The organism is Halomonas sp. DN3, from assembly GCF_024137905.1.
Lineage (GTDB): Bacteria > Pseudomonadota > Gammaproteobacteria > Pseudomonadales > Halomonadaceae > Halomonas > Halomonas litopenaei.
This window is the reverse complement of sequence record NZ_CP099965.1, coordinates 4,398,535-4,415,518: the sequence shown is the minus strand read 5'-3', so window position 1 is coordinate 4,415,518 and position 16,984 is coordinate 4,398,535. Positions and strand designations below refer to the sequence as shown.

Genomic DNA, 16,984 nt, shown 5'->3' with positions numbered 1-16,984 from the left:
CCGATCATCCCATCACCCCCGGCAGCCACAGCACGATGGCCGGCCATGCGGTGATCAGGGCGACGAAGGCGAGCATCACCGCGAGGAAGGGCAGGCTGCCGATCATCACGTCGACGATCGAGCCGCGTCCGCGCACCCCCTGCACCACGTAGAGGTTCATGCCGATGGGCGGGGTGATCAACGAGATTTCCATCATGATCACCAGAAATACGCCGAACCACACCGGATCGAAGCCGAACTGCACCACCATGGGCACCACGATGGGTACGGTGGCGATCATCATCGACAGGGTCTCGAGAAAGCAGCCCAGCACCAGGTAGAACACCACCAGTGCCAGGATCAGCCCCAGCGGCGACAGTCCCAGTTCCGAGACCCACTGGGTCAGGGCGAAGGGGATGCCGAGGATGCCGACGATATAGTTGAGAAAGAACGCCGCAGAGATGATCAGCATGATCATGGCGGTGGTGCGTGCCATGGACAGAAAGCACTCGTGAAGCATGGCGATGGTCAGCTTGCGGTTGAGCGCCGCGAGCAGTAGTGCTGCCACCACCCCCAGGGCGGCGGCCTCGGTGGGGGTCGCCCAGCCGCTGTAGATGCTGCCGATGACGATGGCGAAGACGAACGCCGGCGGCAGCAGATCGACCAGCGAGCGCAGACGTTGGGCCAGCGGCACCCGCGGCTCGCGCTCGCCGGCGACCCCGGGGCGCAGCAGGCTCATGCCCACGATTACCAGCATGAAGGTGGCCGCCAGGGCAAGCCCGGGCACGATACCGGCGATAAACAGGGCGCCGATGGAGGTGTTGGTGATCGCCCCGTAGATGATCATGTTGATGCTGGGCGGAATCAGGATGCCGAGCGTCGCCCCGGCGGCCAGGGTGCCCAGCGCCAGGCGCTCGCTGTAGCCGCGCTCGGCGAAGGCCGGCAGGGCCACGGTGCCGATGGTGGCGGCGGTGGCCACCGACGAGCCGGACATGGCGGCGAACACCGATGAGGCGCCGATGTTGGTGTGCAGCAGACCGCCAGGCAGGCGGTTGAGCCACACCGACAGCGCCGAGTACATGCGCTCGGTGATGCCGGCCCGCAGCAGCAGCTCGCCGAGCAGGATAAACAGCGGAATGGCGGTCAGGATGAAGTCGTTGAGGGTGCCCCACAACAGGTCGCCGAAGGAGAACAGCAGCGGGGTGCCCAGGTAGAGCATGGCGCCGAGGGCGGCGGTGGTGAAGATGGCCACCGCCACATGGATGCCCAGCGCCATCATGGAAATCATCAGGCCAAAGCCCAGCAGTACCTCGGTGACGGAGATCATGGTGTCTTCTCCCGGCCGGCTATCTGGCCATCCGCCGAATGGCCAGGCGTGGCAGCCTCCGCTGCAACATAGTGGCGGCGTGCCTCGTCGAGCTCGTCATCGGCGCTGAGCGGGTCGCAGCCGGCGTTGAGCGCGCCGATCTGGCCGCGCGCCAGCTGGACACCGGCCCGGACGGCGGCGCGCAGGGTGACGATGGCGAACACCGAAAGCCCGATCAGCCACAGCGACTGGGGGATCCACAGCGGGGTCTGCAGCGGGGTGCTGGCCAGGCTGGAGAACTCCAGGGTCTCGCCCAGGGTCGCGCCCGCCCGCCACAACATAAACAGCGAAAACACGCACAACAGCACCAGCGCCACCAGGTTGAGCAGGGCGCGCAGCCGGGGCGGCAGTCGCGTCAGCAGGACGTCAACCCGGGTATGGGCGCGCTGGGTCAGGGCGAAGGCGAAGCTGAAGGCGACACCGATGGCCAGCACATAGCCACCGATTTCGTCGACCCCCTGTAGCGAGAAGGCGAAGAACTTGCGCGCCAGCACCTCGAAGGTGATCAGCGCAGACAGCAACAGCGCGCCGTAGCCGGCGGCCAGAGCGGCACCGCGGGACAGACGGGCAAGTCCCCGGTCGAGCCGGGAGTCCGGTGATACAGCCATCGAGGCGGCACCGGATGCAGCGCCGGGCGATCTGGCGTCGGGTGGCGGATGCGCACCGGAGGGACGGGAATCGGACATCGGGATGCTCCTGGGGACGGGGCCGCCGCATGGGCGGCCCCTGGTCGTGGGCGACAGGGTCGATCAGCCGCCGCTCAGGGCGCGCTGGCGCTCAGGCCGGTGACCTCGCCGACGCTTGCGTTCCACAGCGCAGTGCACTCGGGGTAGCGGGCGTCGCAGGTCTCCGCCCACACCGGCAGCACCGCCTCGGAGGTGATCTGCTCGATGCGCGCGCGGGAGTCCTCGTCGATGTCCACCAGGGTCATGTCGTAGGCGGTGTGGTTCTCGCAGCTCGGCTGACCGGTATTGCAGGCGATGGCATCGTCGTTGACGGTGTAGGCCAGGTCCCACATCTGGTCCTCGAGGCGGGCGAAGGCCTCGCTCAGCGATGCCTGCTGCTCGGCGTCGAAGCCGTTCCAGGTGTCCAGGTTCATGAAGTGGCCCTGCACCGAGTAGGACAGCGGCAGCGGTACGAAGTGATCGGTCACTTCCGGCCACTTGCCGTTGCTGCCGGCCGACGGCGCGGTCACTCCGCAGTCGGCGACGCCGCGCTGCAGCGCCAGGTAGACCTCGCTGAACTGCAGCGTCACCGGCACCGCGCCGAGTCCTTCCACCAGCCGTGACATCGACGGCGTGAACACCCGCACCTTCTTGCCAGCCAGGTCGTCGGCACCGTTGATGTCACCGTTGCAGAACATCATCTGCGGGCCGAATGGCCACAGCGTCATCAGCTTGGCGTTGAAGCGTTCCTGCAGGCGGGCGTCGAAGTCGGCACGGAAGGCGTCCACCGCCTCGCGCTGCTGGTCCAGGTCCGCGGTGACTCCGGCCAGATCGATGCCCTCGAAGAACGGATCGTCGCGGGAGGCCATGCCGATCTGCACCGACATCACGTCGAAGGCACCGGAGCGTATGTTGCGCAGGGCGTCCGCGGCTTCCACGCCGATGGCGTCCATCGGGTTGTAGCTCACCGCCAGGTCGTCACGGGCATCGAGCTCGGCGAAGAAGGGCCGCTCCACGTTGTCCACGTGAAGCTTGTTGCCGGAGAAATTGCCGGCTACTCGCAGCAGGGTTTCGGCCTGGGCCTGGCTGGTGGCCACCAGCAGGGGGGCGGCGATCAGGGCGCCGAGGGTAAGCCGGCGGGTCGCCGTCACGAGGGTGGGAGTTTGCATGGGAGAACCTCATCTTGTTGTTGGTGGTTGTTGCAGGTGCTGATGTTGCTATTGCTGTTGCTGTCGAGAGGACCGGGGTGTGTCAGCCGAGCCGAGGGTCGTGAAACAGCTGGCCCCAGCCGTGGATGGCGCTGGGGTCCTGGCCTGCCAGCAGCAGGCTCTTCCACACGGTGACGCTGACCGAGTCGTAGATGGGGATGCCGAGCTCTCGCTCCAGCTCCTCGACGATGCCGGCCCCGCGCAGGTTGGTGCACAGGATGGTGATCGCCTCCGGCTCTGCTCGGGCGACCTCGCGGACCATCTCGGCCAGGGTCTGCTCATCGTATTCGGAGAACGAGAAGTTGCCGCGGTCGTTGAGGTGACGCTCGGCCACCACCTCGACGCCTTCACGCCGGTAGTTGTCGACGATGGCGGTCTGGATGTCGTCAAGGTATGGGGTGACCAGCCCTAGACGCTTGACCCCGGTGCGCTCGAGCACCTCGTTGAGCGCCAGCACGCTGCTGGTCGCCGGTATGCCGGTGGCTTCGGTGATGGCGGCGCACAGGCGGCGGTCGGCGTCGAACCCGAGCCAGCTCGAGGAGGTGCCATTCCAGGCGATCACGTCCATGCGGGCATCGCTGAGCAGGCGGGCGGCGTCAAGCTGTGGTGCGGGGTCGAACTGGGCCAGGGCCGCCTCGCTCAGCGAGATTTCCTTGACCGTGAAGCGCTGAAAGTGGGCACTGACCGCTGGCATGAGGTCTCGCAGGATGGCGCTGGTGTAGGGCTCCAGCACGGTGTTCGACGAGGGGGTCAGCATTCCGAGAAGGGTGCGTTGCATGGGCGTGGCGATCCTGTGCAAGGTCGTGTTGTTGTTGTGTGGGGCGTGCCCCGGAGGCGGATCGGCGGTGGCCGGTCTTGCCTGTGGCGCGCTACACTGAATCTTGAAAGAAATTCGGAATTCCAAATTTCTACGACCTTTTCAGCATTGCATAACGTCGAGTTTTTGCAAGTACACTGCATCAATCGCCATGACATCTTGCTGTGAAGGCGGCAGTGAACACCTGGCCACCGTCGTGGAATCCGCGCCTTGGGATCTTCGATGGGGTGTGGAAACAACTTTGATTTCAGCGCTTTGTTGAGTGCTGGTGGTCGATGGTCGGCGTGCTGAGCAGTGGGTGCCCGCTCCAGGGCGCTGTGGGCTGAAGCGACGCCCGAGTCCTCCGCAAGCAGCCAGCATGAGCACCCAGGAGCACCGAGGAGCAAAAGGAGCCGCCATGAACGAGTCCCTGGATCAGGACGTGCTGTCACCGCCTCGCCCGGCGCCGCTCAAGCGCTCGAGCCTTTACGAGGCGGTGGCCGAGCGCCTGCGCGAAATGGTACTGGAAGGAGAGCTGGCCCCCGGCAGCCGGATCGCGGAAAAACCCCTGTGCGAGGCCTTTGGGGTGTCGCCGACGCCACTGCGCCAGGCGCTCAAGGTGCTGGCCAGCGAAGGCCTGGTCGAGATGCTGCCCCATCGTGGGGCCCGGGTGACCAGGGTGGATCGTGACGAGGTACGTGATCTGTTCGAGGTCATGGCGGCACTGGAATCGCTGGCGGGCAACCTGCTCGCGGTGCGCGCCTCCGATGCCGACATCGCCGAGATCCGCCGACTCCATGACGAGATGATGGGCTATTTCGCGGACAATCAGCGCAAGCGCTACTTTGCCCTCAATCAACGCATTCACCAGCGTCTGGCGGACCTGTCCGGCAATCGGGTGCTGAAGGACCTGGAGCAATCGCTGACGTTGCGTATTACCCGGGCGCGCTACATGGCCAACCTGGACGCCAGCCGCTGGGAGGAGTCCGCTCGCGAGCACAGCTACTTCGTCGAGGCGCTTGAGGCGCGGGACGCCCAGGCGCTGTCCGAGGCCCTGAGCCTGCATATGCGCAAGACTGGCCAGGCCGTGCTGCAGGGGCTGCCCGACAACGCTGGCGACGACTGACCGCGAGCGTTGCCTGGCGCGGGGCCGGAGGTGCTGGCCGCGCCGTCCCCCGAACCCTTTCTGCCGAACCCTTTCTCCCAAACCTTTGCCCTCGAGCCCCTTTTCCCAGGGCTCTTTTCCCTTCGAGCCTCCCCTCAAGCCCTGCACCAAGGGGCTTGGGCCCACTGCTCCTTGCTACCGGACACTCCCCGCCGTGCACGGCTTGCCACCCATAGTTCGCCACCCACGGCTCGGCGCCCGGAAGATCTCCTGTCGCATGGCCTCCGCATGTCATAAGTCGCTTCTTGCTATATTTTAAAATTACAAATATTTGAAAAATAAGGTTTTTAAAAAAAATAGTATTCAAGATTTGGAATTCTCGAGTGTGTTCGACTAAGGTCAAAGCAGGTGGGCTCGCTTGAGCGTTCCATCACCGATTCCTTACCCAATACCAACAACAAGGATTGCGACATGACGACTCCCTCCCGTCTTTCCCTGCTGGGTGCCGGCGCGCTGGCCCTGGGTCTTTGCACACCGCTGCTGGCCCAGGCAGAAGACCTGCGCTTTGGCGGCAACTTCACCGATGATCACTCCAGCAGTCGCGCCATGGCGCGCTTCGCCGAGACCCTGGCGGAGCAGAGCGATGGTGAGCTGACCGCCCAGCTGTTCCCCAACATGCAGCTTGGCGGCGCCGGCGAGAATCTCGATCAGGTCAGTTCCGGCGCCATCATGGGCAGCTGGATCGGTATCTCCTACCTGTCGCGCACCGTACCGGAACTCGAGGCGCTGAGCCTGCCGTTCGCCTTCGACAGCCGCGAGGATGCCTTCGCGCTGATCGACGGCGAGGTCGGCGAGCTGCTCGACGAGAAACTGGCCGAGGCCGGGTTCGTGGCGCTGGGCTACATGGAACTTGGCTTCCGCCACGTCACCAACGCCGAGCGGCCGCTTGAGTCGATCGAGGACTTTCAGGACCTGAAGATCCGCCTGCAGCCCAACCAGACCCACCTGGACACCTTCCGCGCCATCGGTGCCAATCCGGTGTCGATGGACATCAAGGAGGTCTACGGCGCGCTGCAGCAGGGGGTGCTCGATGGCCAGGAGAACCCCTACAGCATCATCGAGACCAAGCGTCTGGACGAGGTGCAGCCGTACCTGTCCGATACCGGCCACTTCTACGACTACATCGTGGTGGTCGCCAATCGCGACAAGTTCGAAGACCTGAGCGACGACCAGCGTGCCACCCTGATGGCGGCCATGGGCGAGGCGGTGGCCTGGCAGCGTGAGACCGCGGCGGCCGAGGATACCCAGGCCCGCGATACCCTGATCGAGCGCGGCATGCAGTTCACCCCGATCAGCGACGAGACCCGCGCGGCCCTGCGTGAGGCCAGCCAGAGCGTAGTGGATGATCTGCGCGAAAAACTCGGCGCTGAGCTGGTCGACAAGGTGCTCGAGGAGCTGGGGGCATGATACGGGCCTGGCAACGCCTGGAGGCCCACGCGGGCCATCCGGTTCGGCGCCATTTCCTGCATCTGCTGGCGTGGCTGGACCGTGGCTCCTACTACGCCATCCTGCTGGCCATGGGCCTGATGACGGTGCTGGTGTGCGCCCAGGTGGTGGCACGCTACCTGCTCGGCACCAGTATCGACTCCGCCGATGAGCTGTCCCGGTTGTGTTTTGTATGGGCGATCTTTCTGGCCATTCCCCACGGTATCAAGAGTGGCATCCACGTCGGTATCGATGCCCTTGTCAGCCACTTGCCCGCCGGCGCCCAGCGCCGGCTGGCCCAGCTGATGGCGGCGTTGGGGGTGGTACTGATGGTGATCCTGGGGGTGGTGGGAACCGGTGCGGTGATCGACAAGTGGCCGCAGCTGATGCCAACCATGCCGATCACCGCGGCGGTGTTCTATATCGCGGTGCTGATCTCGGCGATCCACTGTGCGCTGCATCTGATCGCCCAGTGCCTGGAGCTTGAGCCGCTGCCTTCCGCCCCGGCTGGACCCGACTCAGGCCATGACCGCGGTGAGGAGGTGCGCCCATGACCCTGGCGATTATTCTGAGCTTTGCGGTACTGGCGCTTCTGCGTATGCCGCTGGCCTTTGCCCTGGGCCTTGCCTCGCTGGTGGGGCTGGTCGTTGGCGGCATGGACCTGGCGGTGCTGCCACAGCGCATGATGCACTCGGTGGACAGCTTTCCGCTGATGGCAATTCCGCTGTTCATGCTGGCCGGCGAGTTGATGGTGGCGGCAGGGATCCTTCAGCGCCTGGTCGATTTCGCCAACTCGTTGATCGGCCGCGTCCACGGCGGGCTCGCCCACGTGGCGATCGTCGCCGGCATGGTGCTGGCGGCGGTCAGCGGGGCGGCGGTGGCCAGTGCCAGCGCCCTGGGCAGTTCGCTGGTGCCGTCCATGCGTCAGCAGTACGACACCGGCTACAGCAGCGCGGTGGTCGCTTCGGCGGCCAACCTGGGGGCGATCATCCCGCCCAGCAACGCGATGATCGTCTACGCCTTGATGGCCGGCTCCAGCGTCTCGGTAGGCGGGCTGTTCATGGCGGGTATCGTGCCGGGACTGGTGCTGGCGCTGGGCTTCATGGGCCTGGCCAGCTTCCTGTCGATGCGCCGTGGCTATCCGCTGGCCGGCGGAGTCATCGGGCTGCGCCACGTGCTGGTGCAGACCTGGCGGGCGCTGCCCATTTTGCTGATGCCGATCGTCGTGGTCGGCGGCATCGTCGCCGGTGCCTTCACCCCGACGGAGGGGGCCGGCATCGCCGTGCTCTACGCGCTGGTGATCGGCTTCTTCGTCACCCGCCAGCTACGCCTGTCGCACCTGCCCCGGGCGATGTTCAACGCCGCGGTCACCGCCGCCATGGTGGGGGCGCTGATCGCCTTCGCCTCGACCATGACCTTTGCCTTCACCATCGATCTGGTGCCGATGCGTCTCACCAGCGCCCTGCAGGGGCTGACCAGCGACCCGCTGATGTTCCTGCTGCTGGTGATGGGGCTGTTGATCCTGGTCGGCATGTTCGTCGAGTCCAACGCCGCCTACATCATGCTGGTGCCTCTGCTGGCGCCGATCGCGCTGTCCTACGGCATCGATCCGCTGCTGTTCGGCTTTCTGTTCGTGATGAACCTGGTGGTGGGCATGATGACGCCGCCGGTGGGGGTGCTGCTGTTCGTGATGTGCGGCATCTCCAATATCAGCCTGAACGAGCTGATGAAGAGCGCCTGGCCCTTCATCGTCTTCCAGCACGTGGTGCTGGTGGCGTGTATCGCCTTCCCCTCGCTGGTCACCTGGCTGCCGCGGGCACTGGGGTACTGAATGATCGAGGTACTGAATGATCGAGGTACTGACGACTGAAGTACGGCATCGACCGAACGACAAGCTACGAAAAGGCCGAGGTGTCGCATCCGGCGCCTCGGGCCGGCCCACTACAAAGAGACTGCCATGAAGCTTCTGGTCATCAATCCCAATATTTCAGACGACGTCAGCGCGCTGATCGAGCGTGAAGCACGGGCGAGCCTGCGCCCGGGCTGCGAGCTGAGCATCGCCACCGCGCCCTTCGGTGTGGCCTACATCGAGACCCGCGCCGAGGCGCTGATCGGCGGCTATGCGACCCTGGGTCTCGCCGCCGAGCGCTACCCCGGCCACGACGCCGTGGTGGTGGCCGCCTTCGGCGATCCCGGTCTGCCCGCGTTGCGCGAGGCCCTGCCGATCCCGGTGGTGGGGCTGACCGAAGCGGCGCTGATGAGCGCCTGTCAGTACGGCGGGCGTTTCTCGATTATCGCCATCTCCCAGCGCATCCAGGCCTGGTACCGCGAAACCGTGGACAGCTACGGCCTGGGCTCGCGGCTGGCCAGTATCCGTGCCCTGGACGAACCCCTGGCGGCCATCGGTAGCGTGCAGCAGGACCAGGGAGGGCGCCTGATCGAGCTGGCCGAACAGGCGGTCAGAGAGGACGGCGCCGACGTGCTGATCCTGGCCGGGGCCCCGCTGGCGGGGTTGGCCCGCCAGGTCGCCGCCGAGCTGCCGGTGCCGGCGCTGGACGGCGTGACCTGCGCCATCACCCAGGCCCAGGCGCTGGTCGATCTCGGTCGCGCCAAGGCCACCGTCGGCAGCTACGCCGCGCCCCCCGACAAGCCGCACAAGGGCTTGAGCAGGGAGCTGGCAACGCTGATCGGCCGGCGTTGACCTCTCGTCTCCGGGCCAGCTCCGTCGCTATACTTGGACGCTGGCCCTATCCTTGTTCCTTTCCCTCACCGGTCGCTGGATCCTGCCCATGACGTCGACAACCGACGACGCCACCGTCGCTTCACCCTCCGATAGAGGCGCGCGTCAGCGAGCGCCTCACCGCCGCCGTATCCAGGCGCCGTCCCTGGCCGATGAAGCCTACGACTTGCTCAAGGGGCTGATCGTCCACGGTGAGCTGGCCCCGGGGGAGCGTCTGCTGGAGCCGGCTCTGTGTCGGCGTCTGGGCATCTCGCGCACACCCCTGCGCGATGCCTTGAACCAGCTGGCGGGCGAAGGCCTGGTGACCCTGCGGCGCAATCGCAACGCCCTGGTCACCCTGCTTGATGGTGATGAGCTGCGTCATCTGTTCGAGGTCGAGGCCGGGCTCGAGGCCATGGCGGTGGAACTGGCGGCCGGGCGCATGACAGAGACCGAGCTCAAGCGGCTGGCCTCACTGCAGACTCGCCTGGAAAAGCAGCACGCCAAGGGCGATCGCGACGGCTACTTCGCCACCAATACCCGTATCCACGCGCTGCTGGTCGAGGCGGCGCGCAATCCGGTGCTGGTGGAAACCCACCAGCGCCTGCTGGGTCGGTTGGAGCGGGCGCGTTATCTGGCGCTGAATCGCCTCGGCCGCTGGCAGGAGTCCACCGATGAGCATCGCGCCATCCTCGATGCCTTGATCGCCAGGGACGCCGACCTTGCCCGCCGCCACATGCACGAACACGTCATGCACACCGGTGTCGCCATCAGCGCCTTGCTGACACGCTGAGTCCTGCGATAGACACGGCGACGGTTGCCTGCTTCTTCTGGTCGCTGAACAGCGATGATCAGGACGAGCCTTGACAGGCCATCCAAACACGACCATATTGCAAACGTTAATGATTCTCATTGTTTTGGGCTATCAGCGTCTGCAGGAGGTCGTCATGTCCTATCGCATCAAGACCGCGCTTCACGGAGCCAACCCGACCCTCGAGATCTTCGACGTCAGCTCGGGATCCATGCGCATGGCGTGGGAGTACCCGAAGGAGGTGGGCAGCGAAGAGAAGGATCCCGAGCTTGCCTCGCTGCGCCGAGAGGAGGCGATCCACGAGCTGTTTCGGCGGCTGTTTCTGCTGACCACCGAACAGTACCTGAAAGGCGAACTCGGCAGGGACGGAAGCGAGGCGTCAGGGTCACACGGCGGTGGGCACAAGGCGCATTGAGTGGGTGGTCTGGCAGGGCTTGCCGTGGCGTAGCCACAGCACCTTGTCGGTCAGATCCATGACCACGCTGAACAGCGTTTCCATCCGCTCGGCTTCAGCGACGCTCGGGTCGAAGTGACGACACAGGCTGTCCTCGCCGGGGGTATGATCACCGAGCAGGTCGAACAACCGCTCGGCGTCGAGGGTGGCGCTCTCGTTGGGGGCTGTGCTCGCTGTACCCCGTTCGTCCGCAGCCAATTCATCCGCACCCGAGTCATCCATGCCCAGGCCGTCGAGCAGTTGCTCGACCAGCGCGTCGAGACGACTCAGGCGGGACCAGGAGTCCGGCTTGGGGAAGTCCTCGACCCAGTGGGTGGCGGTGTCACTGACGAGGTGATTGGTATGGGTGACGACCCCGCGAGCAGGTGCGATGGTTCCCGGTTGCCCGGGGTGAACCTCGAGCCCTTCCGCCTGGCCGCTGCCGTCGGCCAGCAGGAAGTGGGCGGGTGCACAGACACCGTCGTGGGCGATTTGTCGGGCGGCGTCGAGGGTCTCGCACTCGAGCATGGCGCGCAGGGCGATATGGATCGGCAGACCCTCGCCGCAGGTCGCCGAGCGGATGGCATTGAGTCCGACTCCGACACCATTGGCGTTGAGTCCGATCTTGCCGACCATGCCGGCCTCGCCCACGCTGATCAACGGCGGTGCGCCGGGAGCCTGGATCTCGAGGATCACCAGATGGTCGAGTTGGTCGGCGCGCCAGTCCCAGTTCTGGGCGAGCCACTGGCGGCCGGCGTGATAGAGCGAAAAGGCCGAGCAGCCACCGCCGGCGCGGGTCAGCGACACCTCGCTGCGACAGTTGAGGGTCAGCACGTCGGCCAGATCACCGCCGATGCCCTGGGCGATACCGTCTAGCTCCTCGAGGATGGCCGGGTAGCGCCGCTCGATCATCGGCAGGAAGCGTTCGGCGTCGCGTCGCGCCTCGTGCCAGCGCAGGCCCGCCAGGTCATGAAACAGTCGGTCGTAGACGTCGATGCTGGCAATAATCGCCTCACGGTGCTGGTTGCCGTGGGCACGGCCGATGTCGAGGCGGCTGCCGGAGAGCCTGGTGGGTGTCAACGACGAGCAGGAGGGGGTGGGAGAGGACGTGGAGGGGGTCATGAAGTGCTCCCTGCGATCGAAGCGGCTGGCGCCGGGTCGCTGACATGGGTGGATATCCCCTCAGCGTAGCAGTTCTGCGCTTGGCATGGCGTCGTAGAGGTGGCCATCGAGGTGTCTTGGATGAATTTTAATATATTGATATCGTTCAGTTTTTACACGATTCGCTACCCTTCTCGACAATTCCTGGCGAGACTCCCACAGAGCGTTTCACTTTGTTAGTCTGCGAAGTTGTATGCTGCCAGAGAGCCTTACCGGCCATCTCAGGAGACACAACATGAAGACCAGAAACGCGCTGCTCGTATTGGCCCTCTTGGCCCTGCCGTTGTCCGCTCAGGCAGGTGTTGTCGACGGCAAGATCGCCAAGCTGGCTGAGCCGCTGGCCCCTGCAGAAGGGCCCTGCGCCAATCATCACACCACCTACTGCGCGGCTGAACACGCTGGTGCCACGCAGGATGCCGACTTCGACGCCCGCGAGACGGCAAGCCAGGAGCAACAGGGTCACAGCTGAAAGCGCTGATGCTGGCGGAACCCTGAACGACGATGCCCCGGCCAACTGGCCGGGGCATCGTCGTCTGGCAGGGGCTCGGGGTGCTGGTCAGGTCTTGTTGGCGGCGTTGTAGATGTTCTCGTCGAGTTCGCCTTCGCTCTTGCCGACCAGGGTGGTGACCATCAGGTCTCCGGCCACGTTGACGCTGGTACGGGCCATGTCGAGGATGCGATCGACGCCGGCGACCACCGCCAGGGCTTCCAGCGGCAGGCCGATCTGGGCCATGACGATGGACAGCATCACCAGGCCGGCGCCCGGGACACCGGCGGTGCCGATGGAAGCCAGGGTGCCGGTGACGATGATCATGCCGTAGTCGGCCAGGCTCAGGTCGACGCCGATCAACTGAGCGATGAATACCGCGACCACCCCCTGATAGATGGCGGTGCCGTCCATGTTGATGGTGGCGCCCACCGGCAGCACGAAGCCGGCGACACCCTCGGACACGCCGAGGTTCTTCGTCGCGCAGCGCAGCGAGACCGGCAGGGTGCCGGACGAGGACGCCGACGAATAGGCCACCACCAGGGCATCGAGGATGCCCTGCAGGTAGCGCACCGGATTGAGACGACCGAGCAGCGACAGCAGACCGGAGTAGACCACCAGCACGTGGACGACGCTGGCCAGGTAGGCCACGCCGATCACCTTGACCAGGGGCAGCAGCACCTCGGCGCCGTAGCTGCCGGCGACGTGGGCGATCAGACCGAACACGCCGAAGGGCGCCAGCGCCATCACCAGGCTGGTCAGCTTGACCATGGCCTCGGCGAAGCTTTCGAACACCTTGACCACCGGCTCGCCCTTCTCGCCGATCAGGGTCAGCGAAACACCGAGGCCAATAGCGAACACGATGATCTGCAGGATATTGCCGCTGGCCAGGGCGTCCACCGGGTTCTGGGGCACCAGGCCGACCACGATCTGCACCAGGCTTGGGGCTTCCTTGGCCGCGTCTGGGTTGGCCTCGAAGGTCATGTCGAGGCCAACGCCAGGCTGAAACAGCCAGGAGGCGGCCAGGCCGATGGCGATGGCGAAGGCGGTGGTCACCAGATACAGCGCGATGGTCCGCGCGCCGATGCGGCCCATCTTCTGGGGATCACGCATGGCGGTGATACCGACCACCAGGGTCGAGAACACCAGCGGTACGATCAGCATCTTGATGGCGCTGATGAAGATGTCACCGATGGGCTTGAACACGCTGGCGCTTTCGCCCATCAGGGTGCCGACGAGGACACCCAGGGCGAGGCCGACCAGGATCTTCTGCCATAGCGGGATACGGCGCCACAGGCCGGGGGAACGATCGGGGGTGGACATGGGGAGGCTCCAGAAGGACAGGGTGGATGGCCTGCCGTGCAAGGTGGGAAGACGCGACACCCATCGATAGTCAGCAAAATGTTCTCGTTGGCTGCTATCGGATGGGCGATCGGCACGATGGAGGCGGATTCTACCGAATAATCTGCCTCGGTGTTTTCATCCGTTGCACACCTTCTGGTGCTCAGAGGCCACCTGGGCGCGGCTTCCAGGTGGCCGGGCTGTTGACGACGCTAGCGGTTCAGCCCTGATCCTGCTGTTCCAGGGCGCGCCGCAGCAGCTGGTGGAAGGCCGCCCAGGAGGCCTGGTCGGCCCGAGCCTGGTAGCGATCGCTGCCGAATACCGTGAAGGCGTGGGGAGCACCGGAGTAGACCTGGATCTCGTAGGGGGCGCCAGCCGCCTCCAGTTCCTCGGACAGCGCCGCCACCTGGTCCATGCCGATGGAGGCGTCGGCACCACCGTGGGCGACCAGGATCGGTGGCGTATCGGCGGAGTAGCCCTGGCCTTCCGGTGTGTCGAGGCCGCCGTGGAAGGTAGCGAAACCACGCACACCTTCGTCGGCGTTGGCGCGGGCCATCTCCAGCACCACGGCGCCACCGAAGCAGTAGCCCATCACCACGGTGTCTTCGCCGGCGCCCTGTTCACGGGCCTGGGTCAGCCCCGCCAGGGTCAGCCGGCGCATGCGTTCACGGTCATCGTAGAGCACCGCCATCTCGGCCTTGCGCGCGTCGATCTCCTCGGGGCGGTTGCCGGCGCCGTAGAGGTCCACGGCGAAGGCGTCGTAGCCCGCCTCGGCGAGCATGTCGGCACGCTTTCTTTCATAGTCGGTGAGGCCATCCCAGTCGTGGATGATCAGCACGCTGCCCTTGGAAGAGGACGCGGCGGGGGCGAAATAGCCCTGGAAGGCTTCACCGTCCACCTGGTAGTCAACGTTTTGTCCGGCCATGGCGCCGGCGCTGGCGAGAACAGAGCCGAGACCGATCAGGGCAGGGGCGAGCAGGGCGCAACGAGACATGGTGTGCTCCTTGGCGAGTGAGGGGCGTTGGCCCTGCCAGATGGCAGGGCCTGTGCTGAGTATAGAAGCCTGGCCACAGACGCCAGTCCTGAACCCCGTCTTGTTGCATCCAGCCGGCCTAGCGTTGGCGGCGGGGACTTGAGTTTTCCCCGGCGGCCTTCCAGATTGGGGGTATGAAGATCGAGTGGGCGAGCCGCGGCTGACCGCGCTCGTCTCGGCTTCATCTCAGGACAACCAGAGCGAGACCAACAATCATGAAAAAGCGCGTACTGGCGACCGCCGTGGCTGCAACCACCCTGGCGGTCGGCTCCATGGCCCACGCAGAGGTCAAGATCGGATTTCTCGGCGGCTTCACCGGGGGGATCGAGAGCCTGACGCCGCCGATCTACGACGGCGCCCAGCTGGCGGTTGACCATATCAACAACCAGGGTGGCATCCTCGATGGCCAGGACGTGGTGATGCCGACCGGCGATACCACCTGCGGCGACGCTTCGGCGGCGTCCAACGCGGCTGACCGCATGGTCAACACCGAGCAGGTCACCGCCATCGTTGGCGCGCTGTGTACCGGTGCCACCATCGCCGCGGCCAACAACGCGGCGATTCCGGGTGGCGTGACCATGGTGTCTCCGGCCTCCACGGCGCCGGCGGTCACCGACCTCGACGACAATGACCTGGTGTTCCGCACCGTGCCCTCCGATGCCTTCCAGGGCGAGATGCTGGCCAAGTTGCTGATCGACAAGGGCATCGAGGAAGTCGCCGTCACCTACGTCAACAACGACTACGGACGCGGCCTGTCCGACGCCTTCAGCTCGGCCTTCGAGGACGGCGGCGGCAGCGTGCTGGAAAACCTCGCCCACGAGGACAACCGCGCCGACTACCGCAGCGAACTCGGCACTCTGTCGGCCACCGGCGCCCAGACCCTGGTGGTACTCGCCTACGCCGACACCTCCGGCCAGACGGTGGTGCGCCAGGCCTACGAGAGCGGCATGTTCACCCAGTACGTGGGGGCCGACGGCATGGTCGGCGACAGCCTGGTCGAGGCCATCGGCGCCGACGTGCTCGACGGCATGATCGCCACCCGTCCGGGCAGCCCGGACCTTCCCGGCACCGAGATCTTCACTGAACTTGCCAACAACGCCGACATCGACCCCACCGCCGTATTCGCCGCCCAGGCCTACGATGCAGCCTTCCTGCTGGGGCTGGCCATCCAGCAGAACGGCAGTGCCGAGCGCGAGGGTGTGTCTGAGGCGCTGCGCAGCGTGTCCTCTCCCCCCGGTGAGGTCATCCTGCCCGGTGAGTGGGAGAAGGCGGTGGAGCTGATCGCGGCGGGGACCGAGATCAACTATGAAGGCGCTTCCGGTACCCAGGACTTCGACGACAACGGCGATGTGCCTGGTGTGGTACAGGAAATGGCCGTGGAAAACGGCACTTTTACCGGCAAGGGCTTTGTTGAATAGCCGCCATGACGTAAAGTAAGGCGAGTCGTCGACGGACGACAACGCATCCGGGCGGTCGCCTCCGCCCAATGACCGCGCCAATGCTCGCAACAGAGGCGCTCAAGGAAAGCCCCCGGCCATCTGGCTGGGGGCTTTATCATTTGAGTCTCTCGGTTCAGCGTACTGTCGATACGCAGCGGCACCCGCCGCGTGCAGCAATGCGGATGGTCCTTGTGCCTGTACAGCTGGCCAGCGATCCCGTCCTGCCTGAAGTGTAAACAGACTGTTTACGGATGAGGGGTTGGCTGCCTACACTGCATCCATGATCAAGACCTTCAAGAACAAGGCGCTTGCAGCGCTGTGGTCATCCGGTAAATCCAGGATCGACAAGCGTATGCACAGGCGAATCTTGATTCGCCTCGCGGTGATCAACGAAGCCGCGAGGATCGAAGACATCAAATTGCCAGGCTACAACTTTCACGGCTTGCAGGGCTTCGATCCCAAACGCTACTCCGTGCACGTGAACGGGCCCTGGTGTCTGACCTTCGAATTCGAGGACGGCGATGCCTATGGTGTCGAGCTCGAGCAGTATCACTGATAGCAGGGGCAAATCGCATGTTGATACCCGCACAACAACATCCTGACCGCTGTCCGCCGCACCCTGGTGAGGTGGTGGAAGACATGCTCGAGGATGTGGACTACAGCAAGAGTGCCATTGCCAGGATGCTGGGGATTTCACGCCAGCAACTGCACGCCATCCTGACGGCACGCAAACCGGTATCACCGGAAGTCGCCGCGCGGCTTGGCAAGCTGTTCGGCAACGGCCCTGGGCTCTGGTTGCGGCTACAGGCCTCCTATGACGCCTGGCATGCCGAGCGTGACGTCGATGTCAGTGCCGTGCCGTCGCTGGAGGAGGCCGAGTCGTAAGCTGGCGGCCCCTGGGCCGCCAGGATGAGACCATCAGTGACGACGGCCGGCGTCAGGCACTGTCCGCAGTA

18 protein-coding genes are annotated in these 16,984 nt (G+C 65.3%); 11 read left to right on the top strand and 7 right to left on the bottom strand.

Annotated features, from left to right (window positions below; all coding sequences use genetic code 11):
• Positions 1–4 precede the first annotated feature (4 nt).
• The 4 genes from NKF27_RS19135 to NKF27_RS19120 all read right to left on the bottom strand — a co-directional run bounded on the left by NKF27_RS19135 (position 5) and on the right by NKF27_RS19120 (position 3,996).
• Positions 5–1,306, bottom strand: a complete 1,302-nt coding sequence (locus tag NKF27_RS19135; protein WP_253554339.1) for a TRAP transporter large permease — start codon at positions 1,304–1,306, stop codon at positions 5–7.
• On the bottom strand, positions 1,303–2,031 hold the full coding sequence (locus NKF27_RS19130; protein ID WP_253554337.1) for a TRAP transporter small permease subunit: 729 nt from the start codon (positions 2,029–2,031) through the stop codon (positions 1,303–1,305). The genes NKF27_RS19135 and NKF27_RS19130 overlap by 4 nt, the downstream gene beginning before the upstream one ends.
• A 74-nt stretch (positions 2,032–2,105) precedes the next feature.
• A complete protein-coding gene (locus tag NKF27_RS19125) occupies positions 2,106–3,179 on the bottom strand; it encodes a TRAP transporter substrate-binding protein (RefSeq protein WP_253554336.1) in 1,074 nt (357 codons plus the stop codon).
• Positions 3,180–3,261: 82 nt separating this feature from the next.
• A complete protein-coding gene (locus tag NKF27_RS19120) occupies positions 3,262–3,996 on the bottom strand; it encodes an aspartate/glutamate racemase family protein (RefSeq protein ID WP_253554335.1) in 735 nt (244 codons plus the stop codon).
• 436 nt (positions 3,997–4,432) lie between these two features.
• On the opposite strand from NKF27_RS19120, the gene NKF27_RS19115 reads away from it, so the two are divergent.
• The 7 genes from NKF27_RS19115 to NKF27_RS19085 all read left to right on the top strand — a co-directional run bounded on the left by NKF27_RS19115 (position 4,433) and on the right by NKF27_RS19085 (position 10,549).
• On the top strand, positions 4,433–5,140 hold the full coding sequence (locus tag NKF27_RS19115) for a GntR family transcriptional regulator (protein ID WP_045992404.1): 708 nt from the start codon (positions 4,433–4,435) through the stop codon (positions 5,138–5,140).
• 450 nt (positions 5,141–5,590) lie between these two features.
• Positions 5,591–6,586, top strand: a complete 996-nt coding sequence (locus tag NKF27_RS19110; RefSeq protein WP_253554334.1) for a TRAP transporter substrate-binding protein — start codon at positions 5,591–5,593, stop codon at positions 6,584–6,586.
• Positions 6,583–7,158: a TRAP transporter small permease gene (locus tag NKF27_RS19105; RefSeq protein WP_253554333.1), complete on the top strand. Its 576-nt coding sequence runs from the start codon at positions 6,583–6,585 to the stop codon at positions 7,156–7,158. The genes NKF27_RS19110 and NKF27_RS19105 overlap by 4 nt, the downstream gene beginning before the upstream one ends.
• Positions 7,155–8,435, top strand: a complete 1,281-nt coding sequence (locus tag NKF27_RS19100; RefSeq protein WP_253554332.1) for a TRAP transporter large permease — start codon at positions 7,155–7,157, stop codon at positions 8,433–8,435. Before NKF27_RS19105 ends, NKF27_RS19100 begins: the two co-directional genes overlap by 4 nt.
• A gap of 126 nt (positions 8,436–8,561) precedes the next feature.
• Positions 8,562–9,305 (top strand): aspartate/glutamate racemase family protein, encoded by a 744-nt coding sequence (locus NKF27_RS19095; protein WP_253554331.1) that lies wholly within the window; start codon positions 8,562–8,564, stop codon positions 9,303–9,305.
• Positions 9,306–9,393: 88 nt separating this feature from the next.
• Positions 9,394–10,116 carry a GntR family transcriptional regulator gene (locus NKF27_RS19090; RefSeq protein ID WP_108132156.1) on the top strand — a complete coding sequence of 241 codons (723 nt, stop codon included), beginning with the start codon at positions 9,394–9,396 and terminating at the stop codon, positions 10,114–10,116.
• A gap of 154 nt (positions 10,117–10,270) precedes the next feature.
• Complete coding sequence (locus NKF27_RS19085) at positions 10,271–10,549, top strand: hypothetical protein (RefSeq protein ID WP_045992400.1); 279 nt, start codon at positions 10,271–10,273, stop codon at positions 10,547–10,549.
• Here the strand turns inward: NKF27_RS19085 and NKF27_RS19080 are convergent.
• On the bottom strand, positions 10,520–11,689 hold the full coding sequence (locus NKF27_RS19080) for a C45 family peptidase (protein WP_253554330.1): 1,170 nt from the start codon (positions 11,687–11,689) through the stop codon (positions 10,520–10,522). The two genes, NKF27_RS19085 and NKF27_RS19080, sit on opposite strands and share 30 nt — an antisense overlap.
• Positions 11,690–11,963: 274 nt before the next feature.
• Between NKF27_RS19080 and NKF27_RS19075 the strand changes: the two genes are divergently transcribed.
• The gene (locus NKF27_RS19075; RefSeq protein ID WP_045992398.1) at positions 11,964–12,197 is read left to right on the top strand and encodes a hypothetical protein; all 234 of its coding nucleotides are present in this window, start codon (positions 11,964–11,966) and stop codon (positions 12,195–12,197) included.
• Positions 12,198–12,284: 87 nt separating this feature from the next.
• Here the strand turns inward: NKF27_RS19075 and NKF27_RS19070 are convergent, their stop codons facing one another.
• Together NKF27_RS19070 and NKF27_RS19065 are read right to left on the bottom strand one after the other, a co-directional pair.
• On the bottom strand, positions 12,285–13,538 hold the full coding sequence (locus tag NKF27_RS19070) for a dicarboxylate/amino acid:cation symporter (protein WP_108448679.1): 1,254 nt from the start codon (positions 13,536–13,538) through the stop codon (positions 12,285–12,287).
• Between the two features lie 238 nt (positions 13,539–13,776).
• Positions 13,777–14,550 carry a dienelactone hydrolase family protein gene (locus NKF27_RS19065; RefSeq protein WP_222568742.1) on the bottom strand — a complete coding sequence of 258 codons (774 nt, stop codon included), beginning with the start codon at positions 14,548–14,550 and terminating at the stop codon, positions 13,777–13,779.
• A gap of 251 nt (positions 14,551–14,801) precedes the next feature.
• On the opposite strand from NKF27_RS19065, the gene NKF27_RS19060 reads away from it, so the two are divergent.
• From NKF27_RS19060 to NKF27_RS19050, 3 genes are all read left to right on the top strand, one after another.
• Positions 14,802–16,007 (top strand): ABC transporter substrate-binding protein, encoded by a 1,206-nt coding sequence (locus NKF27_RS19060; RefSeq protein WP_045992395.1) that lies wholly within the window; start codon positions 14,802–14,804, stop codon positions 16,005–16,007.
• A 280-nt stretch (positions 16,008–16,287) separates the two neighbouring features.
• Entirely contained in the window at positions 16,288–16,584 is a 297-nt protein-coding gene (locus NKF27_RS19055; RefSeq protein WP_253554328.1) for a type II toxin-antitoxin system RelE/ParE family toxin, read from the top strand.
• 17 nt (positions 16,585–16,601) lie between these two features.
• A complete protein-coding gene (locus NKF27_RS19050; protein ID WP_253554326.1) occupies positions 16,602–16,913 on the top strand; it encodes a HigA family addiction module antitoxin in 312 nt (103 codons plus the stop codon).
• Positions 16,914–16,984 lie beyond the last annotated feature (71 nt).

Bases quoted from the DNA above. Each gene is read 5' to 3' on its own strand.
- NKF27_RS19065 (WP_222568742.1), bottom strand. From the start codon at position 14,550: ATGTCTCGTTGCGCCCTGCTCGCCCCTGCCCTGATCGGTCTCGGCTCT.
- NKF27_RS19105 (WP_253554333.1), top strand. From the start codon at position 6,583: ATGATACGGGCCTGGCAACGCCTGGAGGCCCACGCGGGCCATCCGGTT.
- NKF27_RS19115 (WP_045992404.1), top strand. From the start codon at position 4,433: ATGAACGAGTCCCTGGATCAGGACGTGCTGTCACCGCCTCGCCCGGCG.
- NKF27_RS19050 (WP_253554326.1), top strand. From the start codon at position 16,602: ATGTTGATACCCGCACAACAACATCCTGACCGCTGTCCGCCGCACCCT.
- NKF27_RS19100 (WP_253554332.1), top strand. From the start codon at position 7,155: ATGACCCTGGCGATTATTCTGAGCTTTGCGGTACTGGCGCTTCTGCGT.
- NKF27_RS19110 (WP_253554334.1), top strand. From the start codon at position 5,591: ATGACGACTCCCTCCCGTCTTTCCCTGCTGGGTGCCGGCGCGCTGGCC.
- NKF27_RS19120 (WP_253554335.1), bottom strand. From the start codon at position 3,996: ATGCAACGCACCCTTCTCGGAATGCTGACCCCCTCGTCGAACACCGTG.
- NKF27_RS19135 (WP_253554339.1), bottom strand. From the start codon at position 1,306: ATGATCTCCGTCACCGAGGTACTGCTGGGCTTTGGCCTGATGATTTCC.
- NKF27_RS19130 (WP_253554337.1), bottom strand. From the start codon at position 2,031: ATGTCCGATTCCCGTCCCTCCGGTGCGCATCCGCCACCCGACGCCAGA.
- NKF27_RS19080 (WP_253554330.1), bottom strand. From the start codon at position 11,689: ATGACCCCCTCCACGTCCTCTCCCACCCCCTCCTGCTCGTCGTTGACA.
- NKF27_RS19095 (WP_253554331.1), top strand. From the start codon at position 8,562: ATGAAGCTTCTGGTCATCAATCCCAATATTTCAGACGACGTCAGCGCG.
- NKF27_RS19090 (WP_108132156.1), top strand. From the start codon at position 9,394: ATGACGTCGACAACCGACGACGCCACCGTCGCTTCACCCTCCGATAGA.
- NKF27_RS19075 (WP_045992398.1), top strand. From the start codon at position 11,964: ATGAAGACCAGAAACGCGCTGCTCGTATTGGCCCTCTTGGCCCTGCCG.
- NKF27_RS19125 (WP_253554336.1), bottom strand. From the start codon at position 3,179: ATGCAAACTCCCACCCTCGTGACGGCGACCCGCCGGCTTACCCTCGGC.
- NKF27_RS19085 (WP_045992400.1), top strand. From the start codon at position 10,271: ATGTCCTATCGCATCAAGACCGCGCTTCACGGAGCCAACCCGACCCTC.
- NKF27_RS19070 (WP_108448679.1), bottom strand. From the start codon at position 13,538: ATGTCCACCCCCGATCGTTCCCCCGGCCTGTGGCGCCGTATCCCGCTA.